The following is a 15,929-nucleotide window of genomic DNA, read 5'->3' as shown; positions in this document are numbered from 1 at the left end:
TATTAAGCGCTCCACTTGATGAATTAAAGGTTGAGTTGACCGATAACGGATCAGGATTGGATTTGGATACTTTATCAGTTCTTTTGGATGGAACGAATATTACGGATGAAGTTCACTATTCTCCAGATACAAAATTATTAACTTATCCAGGAGAAAATGTGGATGGCGGTTATCATGAGCTTGTTATTGAAGTAAAGGATAAGAATGGCAACCCGGCAGGGAAAACTTTCGCCTTCACGATGAATGCAGGAGAACGTTTGCTCATGACCGCTGTCAAAGAAGCGGTAAGTAATGAAAACTATTCTGTTCAAGTCAGTATCAAAGATTACTTGAATGCAGAACGGGCTGAATTCGCATTAAACTATGATGCTAATACTCTTCAAGTTGAAAATATTACTCAGGCGACTGGAGTTGCCCTAACCTCTGATATTGATAATGAGCATGGAGTTGTTAAGGTAGCACTTAATAACGTAATAGCAGCAGCCCAAGATCTCGTTACTGTTAACTTCAGAGTGAGCTCTCATGCCGCGTTAGAACGCGGTGAAGATTACAAAACCATAACAATGAGCAATACGAATCTCACAGCTGGCGAAGTTCAGACTAGCTCACCAATAGCTGCTCCTATTCACTATACAATCGCATTTCCATATCAGTTGGAGATGACGGGAGTTGGTTTGGGCACACCTTCTACGTTTACAGTATTAGACCGTGAGGGCAAACGGTATGAAGGTGCGGATATTGTTTTCACTGGATTATTAAAGCAGAGCTCAGTAGTTACGGTTAACACAGTAACGTCTAATGTATATGAGGACGACGATACGTCATCTAATGTATTAATGGTTGCAAAAGCTGGTGAACGTTACTATGCTTCAGCAGAAGCTGAGGATGGATTATTCGAGGTTATTCTCGCAGATGGACAAACAACAGGCTATATCTCTGAATCAGATGTTAACAAAAAGTTATTGGACAGCAGCCTTGGTAAAACAGATGCTAAAGGACAATTAACGACAGACTTAACTACATTGGCACTTGGAACCTATCAGGTTCAAGCTGTCAACGGTGATCAGAACAGCAAGGTTGTCAATTATGAAGTCGTGGAGCAGTACGGTACAGATGAACCTCAATATGTTCAAACCTATGTGACAGAAGATATGTCTTCGCAACTGAGTGCTGCCTGGCAAACGAAACCTGACCAAACCTTTACTTATCTTCAATACATCGAAGCTAGTGAATGGGGAACAGGAGAAAGTCCTGATGTCAATCATGTAAAACAGCATGAAGCTGAGAGTGAACTTCAAGTGCTTAGTATGAAGGAAAATGGAACGAAGGGTGAAATCCGGTTTCATAATGCTCTAATTGAAGGCTTGAAAGCAGACACCACTTACAAATACCGTGTAGGCTATGAGGGCAATTGGTCGGAGTGGCATGAATATTCTACTGTAGATCAGAACAAATCAACACCGACCTCATTCTTGTTTATTACAGATTCTCATACGAATCAATCACAAGGAATACAAGCCTATCAAGAACTAATGACTAACGCTTTGAAACAATTCCCATCAACACAATTTGTTATGCATGGTGGAGATATGGTTGATGTAGGTGGCGCATTTGAAGAATGGCAAAAGTTCTGGCAAGCTTCTTCGGTTTATGCAACAAAACTTCCAACTGCTCTAACATTGGGTAATCATGATGTGAAGAGTGAAGGGAAAGAAGTATTCACCAAAGGTGCGAATTTCCCAGAGAACGGACCAGAATCCCAACTGCAATATGCTTACTCTTATGAGGTCGATGATTCTCATTTTGTCGTATTGAACTCAGAAGGTACAGAGGAACAAATGGTTGATCAAGCAGCATGGTTGGAAGAAGAATTGGATCGGAATGATAAAAAATGGACTATCGTTATGTTCCACCGTCCTGCCTATCACACAGAAAATGGTCGAGAATCCCTTGTTGAGTATACACAAACGTATTTTGCACCTATTTTAGAAGAGAAGAAAGTTGATTTGGTTCTAGTTGGTCATGATCATGTGTATGCGCGCACCTATCCCATGCTGGATGGAAAGCCAAACAAGGCTACAAATGAAGGTACCGTATATCTTGATGGCGGTGCTTCGGGCTGGAAATTCTATGATGGCACTCAATATAATTACTTGAATTATATTTTTGATGAAGACGTGCCAGTATATTCAGCTATTGAAATTACTGAGGATGGGATTCATGTGGAAGCACGTACGAGTGCGGGGAATAAGATCGATGAGTTTACTGTCGTGAAGACAACAGGAAATGAGACAACGCCGACACCGACGCCAACATCGACACCAACAGTAACACCAACAGTAGTAACACCAACACCAACACCAACACCAACACCAACAGTAAAACCAACACCAACACCAACAGTAAAACCAACTGCAACACCAACGCTTTCGAAGCCTGTCTTCAACGACAAGATAGATGTGGACGTAGTTAAGTCAATTGTGGAAAAAGAGAAATCTGCTCCTGCAGTAAGCTTTAAGGATGTTCCAGCGTCTTCATGGAGTGCTTCAGTAGTGGAACGTGCTGCTAAGATGGGTATTGTAACGGGTTATAGCGATGGTTCTTATCATCCTAATGAGAAGGTAACTCGCGCCGAGTTCGCCAAGATGATTGCAAAAGCTTTTGGTTTAACGGATTCAGGCGGTTCTTCCTTCTCTGACACAAAAGGGCATTGGGCTTCAGAAGCGATTGCAGCATTACAGGCTAAAGGGATATTCACAGGATATAGTGATGGTTCTTTCCATCCTAATCAAGAAATCTCCCGTGCCGAGATCGTTACCATGCTTGCACGGCTGACGAACTATGTTCCTAGCACATCCAATCCATTCTCAGATGTCGTTACGAACTGGGCTTCTGAGCCAATCAATGCTTTTGCAAATGCAGGAATCGTGAGCGGTAAAAGCAACGGATTGTTCAAACCGAATGAATCTGCTTCCCGTGCTGAGTTAGTTGCGATGATCATTCGCTTGTTGGATAAATTGCTTGCACCATGAGTGGGATTTGAAAAAGTAGTATCAATAGGCGGGCAGTCAACTGTGACGGTTCGCCTCCACCATCATGAACACCATCCGCATGCGGATGGTGTTTTTTTTTTTTAGTGCTTCAGTTCATTTAACAGCGATTATATAGAGTGAAATTAAAAAAAGCCTTTCCATTATTCGTTTCAAATGATCAAATCAATTTCTAAAATTTACTCTTAATTGGATCCCAAAGCTTCTTTAGTAATCTTTTTGCTATCAACAGGACAATTTGTGCTTTTTTTTACGATGTCGGGCAGACGATGCTTTAAAAAATAATCAACGCAATGCGACCATCCGTTTGAAGCTGCCGGAATACTACGTCTGACGAAATGTGAAGGATATCCTTCTGAATAGCCTCACTCACTGCAAGGTCCAATGTAAGTACCATCTCTGTCAATTCCATGTTCCACCACTCCAAATCATGGTTAATTTGTCTCCGGAGAAATTCACTTATGCTTCGACTTACAACTCAACAATTTCATACAGGTGCCGTAAAAAATCGCTTTAGCCACTTCGAATTATTTTTTATAGCAAATAACTTGACTGGTATAAATATATTTATGAAACTTGCTATTTTATATAATTATTATTATTTTTTTGAACGTATTATAATCAATCCGAAATCAAAAAATCTAACGAGGCCATCACAAAGGTAAACGCATTGATGCAGTTATGACGAATCACTCGAAAATTAGAGTAGGCAAAGCGGCGGATATTTGGTGATCGGCGTTTGCTGCAGTCTAAGCTCCGGATGACCGTCCGAGTGTTTTACAAATACAATTGAAAGTGAGAGATCGAAAATGCAATTGAACTTAAAAGATAAATTAGTACTTGTTACGGGATCTACAGCTGGGATCGGTAAAGGAACCGCAATCAGTTTCTTGAAAGAGGGAGCAAAAGTAATCATTAACGGCCGCTCTGACGAACATGTTGAAAGAACGGTGCAAGAGCTTTCGGCATTGGGTAATGTGTATGGGATCCGAGCTGACGTTTCCAAACAAGAAGACTGTGTCGAACTCGTCAACAAAGTGAATAATCTAGGTGATTTGGATGTGTTGGTCAACAACACTGGCGTTTTTACCGTAAAGCCTTTTTTCGATGTGACGGACGAGGAATGGATGGATTATTATCAAATTAATGTAATGAGCGCCGTCAGGATGTCCCGTGCTTTTTTACCGAAAATGATAGAACGCAATACCGGAAGAATCATTAATCTTGCCAGCGAAGCGGGTATCAAACCGTATCCGGAACTCATCGCTTACGGGGTATCGAAAACCTCACTCGTTACGTTATCCAGGGGCTTGGCGGAAGTGGCGAAAGGCACGAATGTGACAGTAAACTCTGTTCTCCCGGGACCGACGTGGACAGAAGGTTTCAGCACATTCATTTTGGAGCTTGCCAGAGAGAATGGGAAGGACTTGGATACTTTCATAAAGGATTACTTTGAGAAAGATCAGCCTTCTTCATTGATTCAGCGTTACGCGACAGTCGAGGAAGTAGCCGATACGATTGTTTTTCTTGCTTCCGACAAGGCGTCTGCCATCAACGGGGCAGCTCAACGAGTAGAAGGCGGGATTATTCAAAGCATTCTATAAACTTCGCAATCATTTGAGCAATAACCCGTCTAATTTATCAAATAGCGTACAGAGCAAAGCGATGCATAACACGCGGAGCTCATGTTTAATTATTATATATCCGTTTCAAATGGAGAAAACGCTATAAGAGCTGTATTGAATTTTACTGCTGTTAACGATAGCTGAATACTCACATGGATGAGCAGGCGTTTCGATTGCCTGCTCTTTTTATATGCTTACGGGCAAGATAGCGTGGTGGCAGACAGCTGCCTATGTTGATTAAAACTCCTATATATAGGGCTCATTAAAATTAGCACGACACGTGGGCCCCTTTTGTCTCTGTTCATATTTTTGTTGTTAGTTGTCCGAGCTGAGAACTGCTAGGGGTGCTAGCTTTAGGATTCTATTTTCGGAAGGCCATCGCACGCCAAAAATGACCCTCATTGAAGGAATCGTTTCCGGCTAAGGATGGGGAGGCGATGACGTTATAGAGCATAAAAGCTGAAAGGTTGGACGAATGGGCAGGAAACTGGTATACTTGCCGGGATTGCTCCCGTTAAAGCGATTTCAAGTTTCGGATTTATAGGGAGCCTGTCTAATTTCGGTTGCAGTCAGGAGTGTCAAATCAGTTGAAAAATTATAATATTATGCGTCCGCTATTGCTGATCGTAATGGCGCTGCTTGTTAAGAGCTTGGTTACGAATCTTTGCATGGTGTTCGGGATGGAACAGGGACCAGCAGAAAATATTGGTTTTATTAGCATGCTTATCACTGCAATCGTTTTCTATTCTAGAATTGCCCGGAAACGCCGCAAATAACAAGGAGCACAAAAGGAGGGGAGCAGCCATGGAAGGAAACAATATTACGCATGGTATGATTGACGAGTATATCTCGGTTTCCCTCCGGAGGTCGAGGAAATACGGTAGAAGGTGAGCGGTTTCTATCCGACTCCAAGGGGAATTCATGCCTTTCAGCAAAGGCAGCAGGAAATTTAAAAAGTAGAGGTAAAACAAAATAATACCTAGCATGGTCCCGATGACTTGAAAGTCAATCGGGCGGCTAAGCCACCCACGATTAAACGAGCATTTTCATTTCGTTATAGCATCTACTACACGATCAACTAATACTTTAGAGGAGAGGGGGCCACCGAAAGTCCAGGTGTCTCCACCTATGCCATAAGTCCGGTTTTCTTTAACGAAATTTAATCCGTTCCAAACTTTATTATCCTTCACTGGGTCACCGAAAACGTTATCCTCTTCCTGAACAATGTAGATGAAATTGGAGTTGCTCACTGCTGGAAGGGACTCGAAGGTGGCGTCCGTAAAACCATACTTCTCAAATTTCTCAGACTTCCAGTCGCTGGTTAAACCAATACGATTGAGCGTTTGAACGACTGTCGAGGTATCCGTAAACATTCTCAACGTTACAGCATTCTGGCTACTGAATGCTTGGGTAATGACATAATTGAATTTGTCCTTGCCGGCTGCTAATAGTCTTTCTTTAGCTGCTGTATAATGCTCATCAAGATCCGCGAGCACTTTATCTGCTTCTTCTGATTTATCTACCGCTTTAGCAATGGTTTTAAATACGTCCACCATCCCTGTGTAGGCGTCTCCTTCGTTCGGATAGGGATCAAATTCAATCGTGGGAGCAATAGCATTAAGCTGCTTGTAAATCGCATCGTTATTATCCGTATTCGAGATAATCAGATCAGGCTTCAACGACGCGATCGTCTCTAAGTTGGGCTCCCAACGAAAGCCGACATCCGTAACGCTATCTGCGAGTGCAGCTTCATCAGTTACCCAAATCGAGTATTCTTTATTGTCGGCATTGCCTACAGGTTGAATACCTAGTGCGATTAACTCCTCTGAAAAGATCCACTCCAAGGCGACGACTCGCACTGCAGGTTTGTTAAGCTTAGTTTCGCCTTTTGCATGTTTAATAATAATAGGATCAGTGTTCGTAGTATTCGGGACGACACTGTTAGTGTTATCCGAATTTTTCGAGCCACAAGCTGCGGTGATAAATAGGATAGATAATAGTGCGATACTAATCTGTAATAGCCGTTTCATTGTATTTCCCCCGATATCCGTTTTTTCAATCTAACCAATAATGATAATCAATGTCAATTAGGCAAAATAAGACTATCATTGTCCAATAGATGTTGTCAATATATTTAATTATTTGAATAATTTTTGCAGCAGATGTTGTGATATTGGAAGCTTGGTCCAAGCGTGGCATTAAGGGAGTAAAACGATTGGATCAAAGCTACAGCTAAAGACTAGGACTCTCCGCTCCTATCCAAATCCTACAGCATTCATCATGAGCGCGGGCCATCCTTTTTAGTGGACGCAACGCTCAACGGCTTTTTCAACCGGAGACATGCTTGTCGAAAATGCAGCTTATAGCTTGCTTTCCGGATCGCCTTGAACTGAGAAGGGTGACTGGGAGTGTGATATGCTCCCCGAATAGTAGACAGGTGAAATAATAAAAACCTGCTGCTAATGAGGGGAGCATTTTTCATGTCTATTGCAGAAGAGAAACTCGCCATTATCAAAAAAATCGAATGTGGTGAACTTGGCATCAAGTCCACTTCGGATACATATGGGATATCAAAAACAACTTTGGTTAAGTGGTGACGCAGATATGAAGTCTACGGAATCGAAGGGCTAGAGGTTCAAAAGAAAAACCTAGATGGTTAGTATGGCATTTCTTACAGGAAATTTTGTTGTAAATACAACAAAATTGATGTACTATTTTCATACCACTTTTGAAAAATATTAAATTAGCGGGGGATGTAGATAGGATGGAAATCCTACGGGAAATTGGAATGATTGCTAGGGTATTAGATTCAATTAGCAATATAGAGTTCAAAGAATATGACCTTACAAAAGGGCAGTATTTGTACCTCGTACGAATAGTTGAAAATCCAGGAATTATTCAAGAAAAATTAGCTGAACTGATAAAGGTAGATCGGACAACAACTGCTCGTGCGATAAATAAACTAGAGATTAATGGATTTATTGAAAAGAATGATGATCAATATAACAAGAAAATAAAAAAACTATTTCCTACAGAAAAAGGGCTGACTGTTTACCCTTTTATAAAAAGGGAAAACGATTATTCCAATTTGGTCGCACTATCTGGATTCTCCGAAAGTGATGTAAAAACAATGTTTAACCTGCTGCATAGGGTCAGAAAAAATGTAGAGAAAGACTGGGAGTATGTAAAAAAGGGAAACAAGAGAATTTATTGATTTACTAAAAGGAGAACAATCAATATGACTATAAATATAAAAAAATGCACATTTGAGGATCTAGGATTACTTCAAGAAATTAGTATCGAAACATTTAATGAAACTTTTAAGAAGCAAAATTCACCTGAAAATATGAAAGCTTACTTGGAAAAAGCATTTCATTTAAAACAATTAGAACAAGAATTATCGAACATCTCTTCGGATTTCTATTTTATTTATTCTAATAAGGAAATTGCCGGGTATTTAAAGCTAAACACCAATAATGCTCAAACTGAAACCATGGGCGATGATTCACTTGAAATCGAAAGGATTTATATAAGGGGAAAATTTCACAAACAGGGGCTTGGTAAATATCTAATAAAAAAAACAATAGAAATAGCAATAGAACGGAATAAAGAGAAAATTTGGTTAGGGGTTTGGGAAAAAAATGAGAGCGCAATTACTTTTTATGAAAAAATGAACTTTGTTCAAACGGGATCTCACTCTTTCTATATGGGAGATGAAGAACAAATCGATATTATCATGAGTAAAACACTCATAAAATTGGATTTTTGATTTCAGCGATTTAATGTCGAGTAGAACAAAAAAATGCTGCATATACGATTTAATTCGATATGCAGCATTTCCATGTAACAAGGCGATGAACATTTTGTATGGTTTCCTCAGAATTTCATTTTATACATTCTGGAAATTTGAACAACATCGCTTGAGATGACTTAAATGAATTCTCACTAACGTTCAAATTTATGGCACTTATACCCAGTGCGTAATCGAAAAGCTATATCGATAACAGGAAAAAAAACCTTGATCATGAGGTGATTACAATTATGAATCACAAGATAACTCACTTCTGTATTCAAGTTATTGCATTAGCTTTGCTATATTTAAGCATGTCTGGAGTAAGCAATTCCCAAACGGCTTACGCCATTCCATCACTTCCAATTGTAACTGACCATAGGGGGTATTCTATCGAAGTTTATCCTCAACAACACCGACTAATCGTGCAGAAACAGGGTCAGAAACTGAAGTCGTATAACGTCGCTGTTGGTAATCCTTCCACCCCTACCCCCGTGGGAGAATACCAAGTCGTATCAAAGGGGGAAATTGGTGATCGTCTTTTGGTCCACGATGGCTAGGATTAAACGTCCCTTGGGGAACTTACGGTATTCACGGGACGAACAAGCCGAATTCTATCGGACAGCATCAGAGTCATGGTTGTATCCGAATGAACAACAACGATGTCATTGAGTTATTCAATATGATTCCACTCGGAACAAAAGTATCAATTTATGGGCATATATTGGGAGAACCATTTCAAGATCCCAAGGAATTGGCGGAAGGAGACGTCGGGGGAGAGGTGCAATTAATTCAGTCCCGTTTGAAGAGCGCTGGATACTTTCAGGTAATAATTAATGGCAAATTTCGTTCGAATACAACAGCCGCAGTGAAAAATTTTCAGCGCGACCATCATTTGATGCAAAATGGCGTCGTCTCCATTAAGGTATATGAAGAGTTAGGACTGTTAGAGTGAAGGGCATGCTAGTATCATTCCCTTTTGTTTTACATTCGGCATTAAAAGTATCAAGTTTGCTATCTGCTATTTAAATTAATAATGATGACGATGCCCTCTATGTTAAATAATGTTTAAGAATCCTTTCTAATTGTTTAGGGCAATATAATTTTGAGACTGCGTTATACGCAGTAGGGTTTATTAAAATTAGGGAGTGACAGTAGATGACTAAAAACGATGATTTCAATCGACATGATGATTCAGACCACAAAAGATTTAATGAGAATGACGATGAAGTTACCGCTGGAGAAGCTGTAGGAACTGTGAGTGGCGGAGCAATCGGTGCTGTTGTAGGTACCGCTTTGGGTCCTGTTGGAACAGTAGTTGGTGGCATAGTAGGCGCGGCGTTGGGCAACAAGGCTGGCGAGGCTGCTGAAGATAACGATGGCGACTCAAACCGAAAAGAGTAAAAAATTGAATCATTTACCTATTGAGTCATTTGATTCGATATTAATGAAATAACAAAAAGCCGTCGTTTTGATCAAATCTTGTTGTGATCCCCTTTAAGTAGGCACTCGAAAAAACTGTCATTTTATCATGGCGGTAGGAGTGACGCTTGGAGGGGATATTTTTATGGCTATATAAATAAGAGTACACAGTACAACTACCCTCTCACGAGCAAGCTCATGTCTCCGGTATGAACAACTGTACCTATGGGTGTGTAAAACATACATGTTCTTTCCGATTTCATACACTCCGCCGAGGGCGCAGATTGAGAGTCTGTTGTTTTCAATATTTTCTATGTTCACGACTGTTTCCTCTGATTCCTTTATTAAAGCACTTCTTATCATGTTCATAGTGTTTAGTTAGTGAGTGGGAAGAATGCCTGCTGGTTATAAGATGGATTTCAATAACGATAAACAAAAAAGATTGTAATGCGGATCAAGGTTAAAAAAATAAAACCCTGCAGACGAGCAATACAGGGTTTTATGTATGTTGCTTAAAGGTGTCTGGAGAGTTGGTTCATTTCTTGTAAATTAATTCATGTTTCCCAAGTACCATTGTTTCTGCTAAGTGCTTGTTGCTTTGCCCCCATCGACGCCAAGCGTTTCATGTAAAACCTTGGCCGCTGCTGGATCAGGTATAGATTAAGTCTTCTTTATAGAAGTACCTATTACCTCATTCCATACATTCTTTGCATGAAAATACAAAGGACAAATAATTAGTGTGAATAGTGATTTACTCCAAATGCTTGCTGATTATTCATATTGGAATAGGCATTTACCTGCGAGTTAGTTGTTTGTTCATGTGAAATTTGATTGCAGATATTGGAGATTTGTTGTAGTTGTTGCAGTGCCGTTTGATGTCCTTGTAAGGCTGTTTGAATAATATGTGCAGCTTGTTGTTCACGTTGAGCGATTTGCTCAAGCAGTTTTGCGTTATTTAGTTCTTGATTTAATAACTGTTGATATTGACCTGATGCTTGTTGAGTTTGGTTTACCAATTGTTGAATGAGTTGTTCTGCATGTGCGATTTGTTGAGAAATTTGGTTATTTGGTAGAAATTGAATCATTGTTTGTTCCTCCTGTTATTGTACTTTTTGACTTGTTTATTTTTTCTTAGAACGAAAAATATATTCATCCATTTTTTATAACAAAAACGATTTCAAACTTGTTTGCTTTAATTCATCACTTAAGCACGATTGCGATCTCGACATAAGAGTCAAATGTGTCCACCTTGGTTAATTGCGATCACATTAGCTAATACTTTGAAGGGGAATGTGTGACAGCACTTCCTTGTAATTTGCCAGGACGAGTGACAAGAGTATGATAAAGACAGGATAATTCTGTATTTGATGACGCCGTGAATTTGGAAGGAAAATAACCACCCTATGAGAGAGAGTGAAACTGGTGATAACACCTGAACCGATAGAGTTGCAGTACATAAAACGACTAAGTGACGAAGAGAATACTCTGATCGAAGCGCTACGGACGATTCATATGCCTCCTGCTGCTGCTTTGCTGCTGGTTAGGAACGAGCTGAAGGGGCCGTTGGAAAACGGGCCAATGGCAGAGATTTTGGACGGGTTCTTGGCGAAGCATGCACAAAGAGGTACTAATTAATGAGTAAAACAAGGGATGGAGTCGATTTCGGATAACTGCGGCAGCTGTGCGATTACTTAGAAGTGACCTGACGTAATGGCACAAATTGAGTGTAGCCGCCATTGCGGCTGTGCTCAAGCTGATCCTGTACCTACGTATCGTCTGCTTGTCTGAATCGTTTCCTGCGCTGCAGCAAGTATGCGAGAGCATCCAGTACAATACAAATCGGCACTTCCATCTCCAGAGTTGTTTGGATTGGTCAAAGATGTTAATATGCTGTCTTCACCAGAGGAAACAGCACAACAAATTATTGAGTTTTTATAAAAAAGACTTCGAACAGGGTGCTGTCGTTCATATTTACGACTATTCAAAAGTACATCGAGACCTTTCATTGTCCAATAGATGTTGTCAATATATTTAATCATTTGAATAATTTTTGCAGCAGATGTTGTGATATTGGAAGCTTGGTCCAAGGGTGGAATCAAGTGGGTTAAACGACTAGATCAAAGCTACAGCTGAAGACTAGGACTCTCCGCTCCTATCCATATCCTACAGCACTCATCATGAGTGCGGGCCATCCTTCGGGGTGGTTTTTTTGATGGGGTTCAATATTGCCCCTAGTCCAGTCAGTATCGCTGGCTAACCGACAAGTACATTTAACCTCGTCATTACAAGCCAGATGCAATCGTCGAGGATATATGGAAAGCAGCAAGCTCGAAAAGGTTGCCCAGAAGGTCGAGTACAGATCTTCGGGGCAACCTTTTTTTAGTTTGGACGATTACTATAGTAAATCGAATTCTGCTCACATTGTTGGGAGAGACCACCCGGGCCTATACTTAGCTTACATTACAAACAAGCCATTACAGGAGGCGCAAAATGACAACTGTTACGCAGCAATCCACCGTACATCATCGAAAGTTCTGGCGATATCTTATCCGTCATCGTGCTTTCTACATTATGCTTCTGCCGGGCATCGTGTTTTTCTTACTGTTCAAATATGTACCGCTCATGGGCAGCTTCATCGCCTTCCAGGACTACAATATTTTCAAAGGTTATGGAGGAAGCGAGTGGGTAGGGCTCAAATGGTTTAATCAGTTCATTACGTATCCGAACTTCGGACGTTTAATGAAGAACACGCTGATCATCAGCTTATATCAAGTTGTATTCGCTTTCCCGCTGCCGATTCTTTTAGCGGTCATGCTAAACGAAGTGCGCCACATGTTCTACAAGCGATTCGTACAAACGCTTCTGTACTTGCCGCATTTCTTGTCTTGGACGATCGTGTTCGGCCTCACCTACATGCTGCTCTCGCCGACGAACGGACTGGTCAATCAGTTCATTCACGCTCAGACGGGAGATACGATCGCCTTCCTGCAGCAACCGGAATATTTCAGGTCGATAATTATAACGTCGGGCATTTGGAAGGAGATGGGGTGGAACGCCATCATCTTCATTGCCGCCATCGCCGGCATTAACCCTTCCTTGTACGAAGCGGCTAAGATGGACGGTGCCAGCAGATGGAAGCAGTTTCTGCATATTTCGCTGCCAGGACTGCTGCCTGCCATTATGATATTGCTGCTTCTAAAGCTTGGACATATTATGGATTCGGGCTTCGAACAAATCTATCAATTCCTCAATCCAGCGACATTCGAGACGGGCGACGTGCTCGATACTTACACGTACAGGGTCGGTATTTTGCAAGGCCAGTACAGCATAACGACAGCAATCGGTTTGTTCAAGTCTGTTATTGGCTTTATCTTCTTGGTCGTTGCGAACCGCATCAGCAGATGGACAACGGGCGAAGGTATTTATTAGGAGGACGAACATGAGAATCAGAAGATCGACTGGGGAAATTTTTTTCGATACGTTCAACTATGTGCTGCTTGCAGTATTTTGCTTGGCCATCGCGATACCGCTCCTTCACGTCGTGGCAGGCTCGTTAAGCTCCAATGAAGCAATTACGCATTCCGAAGTAAAACTGTGGCCGGTCGGCTTCAATTTGGAGAATTATAAGTTCGTGATTCAAAACCGCGTGTTTTGGCAATCGTTCGGCGTAACCGTCGTCATCGTGCTCGTCGGAACCGCGATTAATATGGTCATGACACTGCTCACGTCGTATCCGTTGTCAAAGACATGGCTGGGCGGACGCAAATACATTCTTCTCTTCATTATATTTACGATGATATTCCAAGCGCCGATGGTGCCGATGTACCTGATGATTAAGGACCTCAATATGCTGAACAGCATCTGGGCGTTGATCATCCCGAGCGCTTTAAGTGCCTTTAATATGATGCTGTGCATCACCTTCATCCGCTCGATACCGGAGGAGTTATTTGAAGCTGCCAGAGTCGATGGGATGTCCGAATACCGCATTCTATGGAGGATCGTAACGCCGCTTTCGATGCCAATTAATGTAACTTTGATTTTGTTTTACGCTGTAGGACATTGGAATAATTACCTGGGTCCCTTGTTGTACATTACCGATCGGGAGAAGCAACCGCTGCAGCTGTACTTGTATAAGCTGATCTCGCAATTCGATATGGATTCTGCGGGAGGACAATCCGTCACGGAGCTGTCTACGGCGATTACGCCGCAAGGGCTGCAGATGGCAACGATCGTCGTGGCGACGATTCCGATTATCATCATCTACCCGTTCCTTCAAAAACATTTTATCAAGGGCGCATTGCTTGGCTCGGTCAAAGAGTAGAGATAGACGCCGTACATCACACTAGGGAGGTGATGCTTGCTAAACATGTTGTGCACAGCCATATTTAAGAAGGAAACTATCTGGGAGGGTCAATCAAAGTGAAACCAAATGATAAGAGAAAATGGCTATTGGCAGGCGTTACTGCTCTATTCTTGATCGCTTCGGCATGCAGCAATAATACCGATAACAGAAATAACACGGGAGCTTCCACGGCTCCGGGGGCATCTCCAGCGGCGAACGCGACCGACGCTCCGGCGCCATCGGCCGATCCGGCTAAAATCAGTATTTTCGTATCCAACCATGCCCGCCAAATTCCGCCAGGCAAGTCGATGGATCTGCCTACGGTCAAATATCTTGCGGAAAAGACGAACACGGATCTCAATATTACGTTCCTGCCGCATGAGAATTATATGGAGCAGCTGCGCCTTAAGTTCGCTTCCGGCGATCTGCCTGACGTGCATATGGTATGGGGCATTGAGAACTCGGAGCTTGTCACGAATGACCTCGCCCTCGATTTGAAGCCTTATCTGGAGAAATATGGACAGAACTTATTGAAAAACACGCCGCAATCCGCATGGGATGCGGTAACCCTTAACGGTAAAATACTCGCTATACCGCAAGTAGCCCAAGGCAATGCGCCAGCGGAACGCGTCATCTTCGTTCGCAAGGACTGGATGGATAAACTTGGTCTGGAAGCGCCTAAAACATCCGATGAGTTTCTTGACATGCTAAGAGCTTTCCGCGACAAAGACCCGAATGGCAATGGCAAGAAGGACGAGATTCCGTTCTCCAGCCGCGAGAAGTTCGAATGGGCTGACAACATCTTTGGCATGTATGGCGTTAACCTCGATTCGAATACGTTGATTAATGGCGAGGTTATGCCTGGCTTCGTTACGCCGAATATGAAACAAGCGCTCGGCATGCTCCGGACGATGTATGCGGAGAAGCTGATTGATGCGGAGTTCCTGACGAATACCAGAGCGGTATGGGATCAAAAGATCAAGTCCGACCTCGTAGGCTCTTGGAACCATGTTGTGTTAGGCGTATGGGAACCATGGCAGAAGGAGCTTAACAACCTGCTTGCGGACAAAAATCCGAACGTGGTCGCGATTCCTACACCGCATGGCGTTAACTACAACGGAGAAGTAGGGCGCGTCGAGAAGGCGATACTGAAAACCTTCGTTGTGAAAAAGGATGCCAAAAATCCGGAAGCAATCGTAAGCCTGTTCGACTGGCTCATTTCGGAGGAAGGCCAATTGTTCTCTGATCTGGGCATCGAAGGACAGACATTTACGAAAGAAGGCACGGCACTCAAATATGTTGGCGACAAAAAAGATCCCGACCTGCTCTGGAGACAGGATATTTTCACGATGCACGGGTTCAATGAAGAGGCGCAGAAGGTTAAGATTAACAACGAAGAGGCTTATAACAAGCTGATCGAAACGATTGGAATATCCCGTAACGAAGGCATCGCAAATCCGACAGCGGGTATGCCGCCATCCGAGACGTTGACTAAAAACGCCGAGTTGTCATACAAAGGCGGTCTGTTCCAAGAGGCTGCAGCCAAAATCATTATCGGCGAGAAGCCGCTCGATTACTTCGACGAGTTCGTGGCGAGCTGGAAGAAACAAGGCGGCGAAGCAGCTATAAAAGAGATGACGGATTGGTACAACGCCAACCGTAAATAATCGATGTCGTAAATAACGAGCGAAGCTCTCTCT

13 protein-coding genes and 1 pseudogene are annotated in these 15,929 nt (G+C 42.3%); 11 read left to right on the top strand and 3 right to left on the bottom strand.

Annotated elements, in window-relative coordinates; translation table 11 throughout:
• The first annotated feature begins 35 nt into the window (after nt 1–35).
• Nucleotides 36–3,032 carry an S-layer homology domain-containing protein gene (locus A7975_RS07725; RefSeq protein WP_141680220.1) on the top strand — a complete coding sequence of 999 codons (2,997 nt, stop codon included), beginning with the start codon at nt 36–38 and terminating at the stop codon, nt 3,030–3,032.
• 292 nt (nt 3,033–3,324) lie between these two features.
• Here the strand turns inward: A7975_RS07725 and A7975_RS34030 are convergent, their stop codons facing one another.
• The gene (locus A7975_RS34030) at nt 3,325–3,462 is read right to left on the bottom strand and encodes a hypothetical protein (protein ID WP_176707677.1); all 138 of its coding nucleotides are present in this window, start codon (nt 3,460–3,462) and stop codon (nt 3,325–3,327) included.
• Between the two features lie 397 nt (nt 3,463–3,859).
• Between A7975_RS34030 and A7975_RS07720 the strand changes: the two genes are divergently transcribed.
• Nucleotides 3,860–4,654: an SDR family NAD(P)-dependent oxidoreductase gene (locus tag A7975_RS07720; protein ID WP_065384701.1), complete on the top strand. Its 795-nt coding sequence runs from the start codon at nt 3,860–3,862 to the stop codon at nt 4,652–4,654.
• A gap of 608 nt (nt 4,655–5,262) precedes the next feature.
• Nucleotides 5,263–5,451: a hypothetical protein gene (locus A7975_RS07715; RefSeq protein WP_065384700.1), complete on the top strand. Its 189-nt coding sequence runs from the start codon at nt 5,263–5,265 to the stop codon at nt 5,449–5,451.
• A gap of 270 nt (nt 5,452–5,721) precedes the next feature.
• Here the strand turns inward: A7975_RS07715 and A7975_RS07710 are convergent, their stop codons facing one another.
• A complete protein-coding gene (locus A7975_RS07710; protein WP_065384699.1) occupies nt 5,722–6,705 on the bottom strand; it encodes an ABC transporter substrate-binding protein in 984 nt (327 codons plus the stop codon).
• 734 nt (nt 6,706–7,439) lie between these two features.
• Between A7975_RS07710 and A7975_RS07705 the strand changes: the two genes are divergently transcribed.
• From A7975_RS07705 to A7975_RS07690, 4 genes and pseudogenes are all read left to right on the top strand, one after another.
• The gene (locus A7975_RS07705) at nt 7,440–7,889 is read left to right on the top strand and encodes a MarR family winged helix-turn-helix transcriptional regulator (protein WP_065384698.1); all 450 of its coding nucleotides are present in this window, start codon (nt 7,440–7,442) and stop codon (nt 7,887–7,889) included.
• A gap of 24 nt (nt 7,890–7,913) precedes the next feature.
• Complete coding sequence (gene paiA / locus A7975_RS07700; protein ID WP_065384697.1) at nt 7,914–8,444, top strand: spermidine/spermine N(1)-acetyltransferase; 531 nt, start codon at nt 7,914–7,916, stop codon at nt 8,442–8,444.
• 269 nt (nt 8,445–8,713) lie between these two features.
• Nucleotides 8,714–9,420 (top strand): annotated as a pseudogene (locus A7975_RS07695) (L,D-transpeptidase family protein).
• A gap of 203 nt (nt 9,421–9,623) precedes the next feature.
• The gene (locus tag A7975_RS07690) at nt 9,624–9,869 is read left to right on the top strand and encodes a glycine zipper domain-containing protein (protein WP_053376542.1); all 246 of its coding nucleotides are present in this window, start codon (nt 9,624–9,626) and stop codon (nt 9,867–9,869) included.
• A gap of 752 nt (nt 9,870–10,621) precedes the next feature.
• On the opposite strand, the gene A7975_RS07685 is transcribed toward A7975_RS07690, so the two are convergent.
• Complete coding sequence (locus A7975_RS07685; protein WP_065384696.1) at nt 10,622–10,972, bottom strand: AMP-dependent synthetase and ligase; 351 nt, start codon at nt 10,970–10,972, stop codon at nt 10,622–10,624.
• 337 nt (nt 10,973–11,309) lie between these two features.
• Here A7975_RS07685 and A7975_RS07680 point away from each other — a divergent pair, with 337 nt between their 5' ends.
• The 4 genes from A7975_RS07680 (at nt 11,310) to A7975_RS07665 (ending at nt 15,896) form a co-directional block, all read left to right on the top strand.
• Entirely contained in the window at nt 11,310–11,522 is a 213-nt protein-coding gene (locus A7975_RS07680; RefSeq protein WP_065384695.1) for a hypothetical protein, read from the top strand.
• Between the two features lie 855 nt (nt 11,523–12,377).
• Nucleotides 12,378–13,316: an ABC transporter permease gene (locus A7975_RS07675; RefSeq protein WP_065384694.1), complete on the top strand. Its 939-nt coding sequence runs from the start codon at nt 12,378–12,380 to the stop codon at nt 13,314–13,316.
• Nucleotides 13,317–13,326: 10 nt separating this feature from the next.
• Entirely contained in the window at nt 13,327–14,208 is an 882-nt protein-coding gene (locus A7975_RS07670) for a carbohydrate ABC transporter permease (protein ID WP_053376538.1), read from the top strand.
• 98 nt (nt 14,209–14,306) lie between these two features.
• Nucleotides 14,307–15,896, top strand: coding sequence for an extracellular solute-binding protein (locus A7975_RS07665; RefSeq protein WP_053376537.1), 1,590 nt, complete (start codon nt 14,307–14,309; stop codon nt 15,894–15,896).
• The last annotated feature ends 33 nt before the right edge of the window (nt 15,897–15,929 follow it).

Source organism: Bacillus sp. FJAT-26390 (assembly GCF_001682865.1).
Classification (GTDB): domain Bacteria; phylum Bacillota; class Bacilli; order Paenibacillales; family Paenibacillaceae; genus Pristimantibacillus.
This window is presented reverse-complemented; position numbering and strand designations above follow the sequence as displayed.

What these genes read in the sequence shown, in the direction of transcription:
- A7975_RS34030 (WP_176707677.1), bottom strand. Translation starts at nt 3,462, where the DNA reads ATGGAATTGACAGAGATGGTACTTACATTGGACCTTGCAGTGAGTGAG.
- A7975_RS07720 (WP_065384701.1), top strand. Translation starts at nt 3,860, where the DNA reads ATGCAATTGAACTTAAAAGATAAATTAGTACTTGTTACGGGATCTACA.
- A7975_RS07710 (WP_065384699.1), bottom strand. Translation starts at nt 6,705, where the DNA reads ATGAAACGGCTATTACAGATTAGTATCGCACTATTATCTATCCTATTT.
- A7975_RS07705 (WP_065384698.1), top strand. Translation starts at nt 7,440, where the DNA reads ATGGAAATCCTACGGGAAATTGGAATGATTGCTAGGGTATTAGATTCA.
- paiA (WP_065384697.1), top strand. Translation starts at nt 7,914, where the DNA reads ATGACTATAAATATAAAAAAATGCACATTTGAGGATCTAGGATTACTT.
- A7975_RS07690 (WP_053376542.1), top strand. Translation starts at nt 9,624, where the DNA reads ATGACTAAAAACGATGATTTCAATCGACATGATGATTCAGACCACAAA.
- A7975_RS07685 (WP_065384696.1), bottom strand. Translation starts at nt 10,972, where the DNA reads ATGATTCAATTTCTACCAAATAACCAAATTTCTCAACAAATCGCACAT.
- A7975_RS07675 (WP_065384694.1), top strand. Translation starts at nt 12,378, where the DNA reads ATGACAACTGTTACGCAGCAATCCACCGTACATCATCGAAAGTTCTGG.
- A7975_RS07670 (WP_053376538.1), top strand. Translation starts at nt 13,327, where the DNA reads ATGAGAATCAGAAGATCGACTGGGGAAATTTTTTTCGATACGTTCAAC.